General features: G+C 74.9%; 4 protein-coding genes. 2 read left to right on the top strand and 2 right to left on the bottom strand.

Annotation, left to right across the window (positions count from 1 at the left end):
• Positions 1-132: 132 nt before the first annotated feature.
• Positions 133-2,289, bottom strand: coding sequence for a hypothetical protein (locus ACZ6NC_RS36310; RefSeq protein ID WP_465738147.1), 2,157 nt, complete (start codon positions 2,287-2,289; stop codon positions 133-135).
• A 507-nt stretch (positions 2,290-2,796) separates the two neighbouring features.
• On the opposite strand from ACZ6NC_RS36310, the gene ACZ6NC_RS36305 reads away from it, so the two are divergent.
• On the top strand, positions 2,797-3,675 hold the full coding sequence (locus ACZ6NC_RS36305) for an Lrp/AsnC family transcriptional regulator (protein ID WP_465738146.1): 879 nt from the start codon (positions 2,797-2,799) through the stop codon (positions 3,673-3,675).
• Between the two features lie 21 nt (positions 3,676-3,696).
• Here the strand turns inward: ACZ6NC_RS36305 and ACZ6NC_RS36300 are convergent, their stop codons facing one another.
• Positions 3,697-4,434, bottom strand: a complete 738-nt coding sequence (locus tag ACZ6NC_RS36300) for a VOC family protein (RefSeq protein WP_465738145.1) — start codon at positions 4,432-4,434, stop codon at positions 3,697-3,699.
• 92 nt (positions 4,435-4,526) lie between these two features.
• Here ACZ6NC_RS36300 and ACZ6NC_RS36295 point away from each other — a divergent pair.
• Positions 4,527-4,872 (top strand): transposase (locus ACZ6NC_RS36295; RefSeq protein ID WP_465738149.1); only part of this gene is annotated, 346 nt, incomplete at its 3' end.

The following is a 4,872-nucleotide window of genomic DNA, read 5'->3' as shown; positions in this document are numbered from 1 at the left end:
CGCGCCCTGAGGGTGAACGGGACAACAACCGTGTGAGGGAGGGGGGACAAGAACACCCCCCCCCCCCCCTCGGGAGTTCCGACCCGCCCAGAAAAAGGGAGGTCGGCCGGGCCGACTTCCTGTGCGCGGGGGTCAGGCGGGGTCGGTGGCCGCCAGATGGGCGAGGTGGCGTTCGGCGGCGCGGAGTTTGCGGCCGTCGGGGCCGGGGAGGTAGGCGCGCAGTTCGATGATCTCGGGGGCGATGCGGAGGGCCGCCGCGCGGTCCGGGATCGCCCGCCAGCAGGCTTCCGCGTTGGTGGCGGCCTGTTGGGTCTCCGGGTGCTCCGCGCCCTGGGACCGGAGGAGGGACAGCGCCACCTCACGGTAGATGTCGGCCGCCTCGATCGTCTTTCCGGCCAGGCGGCACACGTGGGCACGGACCTGGCGGACCTGGAGGACCGGTTCGGAGACGGCGCCGTGTTCGGCGATCGCCTCCAGCTCGAGGGCGAAGGCGAGGTCGGTGGCGGCGCCGTGGTCCCCGGCGTCGGCGCTGCGGACGATCCGGCCGATCACCTCGCGGTAGTCCGCGCGGGGCAGGGAGGCGTCGGGGCCGGCAGCCTCCGGCTCGGTCGGCGCAGCCTCGACGGGAGCAGGACCGGCGGGAGCAGGACCGGCGGGAGCAGGACCGGCGGGAGCAGGACCGGCGGGAGCAGGACCGGCGGCAGCAGCCGGAGCCGGAGCAGGACCAGCCGGGGCCGCCGGCACCGCGTCCTCAAGGATGACGGCCTCGGCGACCTCGTCCACCGGGGCGACCTCGTCCACCGAGGTGCCCTCGTCCACCGGGGTGCCCTTGTCGAGGGTGACGACGCCGTCCGAGGTGGGCCGCCAGGCGTAGGCCTTGAGCAGGTTCACGGGGTGGGGCGCGGGCGGAGGTGTGGGCGGGACGCCGGGCTTGAACAGGTTCACCGGGCCGTCGGACGGAGGCACGGGCACGGGCACGGCGGCGGGCGCGGACCCCGCGAACGCGGCCGCGGCGGGCTTGTCCAGCGTGACGGCGGGCCTCGGGACAACGGGGACGGCATCGCGCGGAACCGCGTCCCGCGGGACGGCATCGCGCGGAACGGCATCGCGCGGAACGTCGTCGTGCGGGGCCGGCGGGCGCGGCAGCACGGCGGCCGGGCGCTGGCCCTCGTAGGCGGCGGTGTCCACGGCCGGGCCGTCCGTGCGGCGGGCGGTGTTGCGGAAGAACGGGCGGTTCGGCGCGTGCGTGGCGAGGATGACGACGTCCGGGCGCAGCACCGAGTACACCTGCTGGCGGAGCTGTTCGGGGGCGAGGACGGCGTCGGCCCCCGGGCGGCCGCCGTGCAGGGCCTCGATCAGCGCGCGGGTGAAGGTGCCGATCTGCTCCGGGTCGGGGCTGACCACCGCCCAGAGCGGGAGGCCGTCGGCGAGCGGGGAGACGGTGCCCTGGAGGAACGGCAAGGCGTTCTGGTCGGCGCTGAGGTCCGCGATCACGAGGGTCTGCCACTCGGCGGGCCGGTGCCGCAGTTCGCCGGCGATGGACTGCCAGGCGAGGCCGTCCTGCCGGACGCTGCCGGGCTTGGAGTCGCGCAGGGTGAGGTGCAGTTGGCCGCCGCGCTTGTCGGCGAGCAGGTGGCCGCCGAGGTGGACGAGCAGCGGTCCGGGGTGGCGGGCGGCGGCGCGGAGGTGGGCGAGCACGGTGTGCGGGTCGCTGGCGCCGGGGAGGTGGACGGCGTCCACCGCGTCGGCCGCGAGCAGTACTTGCGGGGAGACGGCGGCGAGCATCGCGGAGAGCACGGGTGCCTGGGTCGGTCCGCCGCGGCCCCAGGTGCGGCGGCCGGAGGTGCCGTAGCCGCCTTCGACGACCAGGAGCCGTCCGCGTGGCGCGGCCCCGAGGCCGCCCAGGCCGCCCGGGCCGCCCGGGCCGCCCGGGCCGACCGCCGCGCCGGCGGGGACGCCGTGGGCGGGGGTGGTCCCCGGGAGCGGGACGGTGAACGGCAGCGGGGTCGCCGACGGCGGCGGGGCCACGACGGACATGCCGGCGACGGTCCATCCGGTCGGCGGCGTCATCGGCGCGGTCAACGGCTGCGCGGGCAGCGGAGCCTGGGCGGGTGCCGGCGCCTGGGCCGGAATCGGCGCCGAGGCCGGGAGAGGCGGCTCGTACAGGGCGGCCGGGCCGGGCGGGTGCTCCTCGTACGGGTTGCTCGGGTGGCCCGGCGGCACGGCGCCCCAGGGGCCCGCGTCGGCCGCGGGATCGGGACCGCCGGGGACAGCCGTCGTCTCCGCCATCTCTGGTCACCGCCCCGCCCCGCCGTCCAGCGGCGTCTGACTGCCTTGCCCCGTGGTGCCTGCCACCACATCCGTCAGCGCCACCCTACGAGATCCCGGCACGCCCGAGCCAGGCCGGGGCGGTGATCAAGGCCGGGCGGCGTCGCGCACTTTCCGTGCCGCTCGCCCTCCGGAGGCCCGCCGGTGCCTCCCGGGCCGGCCGCCGTCCGCGTCCGGTGCCGTGTCAGGCGGCGCCCGTACCGCCGACGGTGCCCGCCCGCGCCCGGCCGGCCGGGCGCGACGCCGAAGCCCTGCCGGCCTCGCCCGGGCCGCCGTGGCCGAGCCGCACATCCGGCCGGTGTCTGCCGAAGAGCTGCTCCCCTGCCTGCACGCCGGCGCCAGACCGTCGTCAACCGCCGCCGCACTGCGGGTCGTTGTGCGGGTCGGTGACGACGCCGGCACCGCTACGGCCCGCTCCGGGGGCCACGGCGCGGGTGGTCCGCCTCATCCGGGATCGCGGGGATCCAGATGCTTCTGCAGGAAGGAGATCTCCGCCTTGACGGCCTGTTCTCACCGGTGGCGCGACCGCGCAACGGAGGCTCGGCCGGGGCCCTGTTCCTGCGCATCCGGGTCCTGCGGGGCAAGCTCGACACGATCGTGGCCGCGCTCGCGGCGCGCGAGGACATCCCCTTCATCGACGTCACCACGTCGGGTGACGAGATCTTCGCGGTCGCCCGCACCGAGCCGGGCTCACGCGACCCGCTGGTCTTCCGCCAACTGCCCTCCACCCAGGCGGTGACGTCCCTGGAGAGCGCCACGATCCTGCACGTCTTCCGGCTCACCTCCGAGTGGCGCCACCAGGTGCTGACCGCGCCCGAACGCGCGGCGCTCGGCCCGGGCGAGCCCGTCCCCGGGGCGACCGACTCCGGTTCCCCGGGCCCGTACGGAGTCGACACCGACGCCCTGGAACAGTCCCTGATCGACGCCCTCACACCCGACGCGCGCCTGACGGCGGCGGCCCTGGCCGCGCGCACCGGCCACCCGGAGAGCACGGTGCGCCGGCGCCTCGCCCAACTGGCCGCCCAGGGCCGTCTGATCACCCAGGTCCTGGTCGATCCCCGCCGCCTCGGGCTGCCCATCGAGGCCAAACTCCTGCTGCACGTGGCCCCCGACCATCTGGCCGCCGCCGGGCAGGCGCTGGCCGACCACCCCTCGGTGCACGGCGCGTTCGCGACGTCGGGACCCTCGAACCTGCACGCGGCCGCGTACTTCCCGGATCTGACGACCCTCTACGGCTTCCTCTCCCGCGACCTGGTCGGCCTGGGCATCACCCACGTCGAGACGGCCATCGTCAGCCGCGCCGCCAAACGCACTCCCCAGCCGGTCCAACCCGTCCCGGCGAGGTGAGGGCGGAGCCGTTGCTCAAGGTCAGAGAGGGCTGAGAAGGCAGAACTCGTTGCCTTCCGGGTCAGCCAGAACCGTCCAGTGGATCGCCGACTGGTCGATACCGGGGTCGGTGGCGCCCAGGGCGCGCAGTCGAGCTTTCTCTGCTGCCGGGTCGTCACCCGGGTAGGGGCGGACGTCGAGGTGGACGCGGTTCCACCCGCTCTTGGTGTCGGGGGTGCGGATGAACTCCAGGTAGGGGCCGACGCCTTCGGCGGAGCGCATGGTCGCCTGGTCGTCGGTGACCTCGTGCAGCTTCCAGTCCATCGCCTCGCCCCAGAACCGGGCCATCGCTCGTGGGTCGGCGCAGTCGACCACCACCGCGGCGATCGGCCCGGTGCCCTGGTAGATCGGGCGGGGCTCCAGGACGCAGAACTCGTTGCCCTCCGGGTCGGCCATGACCGTCCAGGGGACGTCGCCCTGACCCACGTCGGCGAGCGTCGCGCCGAGGTCCTTCAGGCGTGCGACCAACTCCGCCTGATGGGCGGTCGAGGTGGTGGCCAGATCAATGTGCACCCGGTTCTTCACCGTCTTGGGTTCCGGGCGGGCGACGATGTCGATGCAGACGGCCACGGGGTCGGGGTAGGCGAAGCCCACGGGTTCGAGGTTGGTCACGCCGGGCCCCTCGCTGTCGAGACCCCAACCGAGTACCTCCGCCCAGAACCGGCCGAGCGCGGAGTCGTCCTGGGCCTTCATGTTGATCTGCACAAGTCGTGTTGCCATGCCGCAGATCCTAGGGTCCGCCTTCAAAGATGATCAAGTGATTGAGAGGTCATGTCCGTTGTGGTGCGTCGTCATGAGCTTTCGGATGCCGAGTGGGCTGTGTTGTCGCGGTTCCTTCCCGCTTCGGGGCGGCGGGCCGACCACGGTCGGACGACCGGGTGGTGCTGAACGGGATCGTGAGGAGGCTGCGGACCGGCACGTCCCGGCGGGACGTCCCGGAGCGCTACGGCTCGTGGCAGACCCTGTACACGCGTTTTCCGCAGCACCGACTGCACCCGCCTGGAACCCGTCCTGGAAGCGATCCGTGTCCCGAGGGTCGGGGGGGGGGGGGGGGGGGGGGGGGGGGGGGGGGGGGGGGGGGGGGGGGGGGGGGGGGGGGGGGGGGGGGGGGAGGAGGAGAGAACGCCCCGCCAACTACACCTCGACGTCCCTCGTCCT

It is taken from the genome of Kitasatospora sp. NPDC041988, assembly GCF_055588525.1.
The sequence above is the reverse complement of the archived record's forward strand: the minus strand, read 5'-3'. Positions and strand labels throughout refer to the sequence as shown.

What these genes read in the sequence shown, in the direction of transcription:
- ACZ6NC_RS36310 (WP_465738147.1), bottom strand. Translation starts at nt 2,289, where the DNA reads ATGGCGGAGACGACGGCTGTCCCCGGCGGTCCCGATCCCGCGGCCGAC.
- ACZ6NC_RS36305 (WP_465738146.1), top strand. Translation starts at nt 2,797, where the DNA reads ATGCTTCTGCAGGAAGGAGATCTCCGCCTTGACGGCCTGTTCTCACCG.
- ACZ6NC_RS36300 (WP_465738145.1), bottom strand. Translation starts at nt 4,434, where the DNA reads ATGGCAACACGACTTGTGCAGATCAACATGAAGGCCCAGGACGACTCC.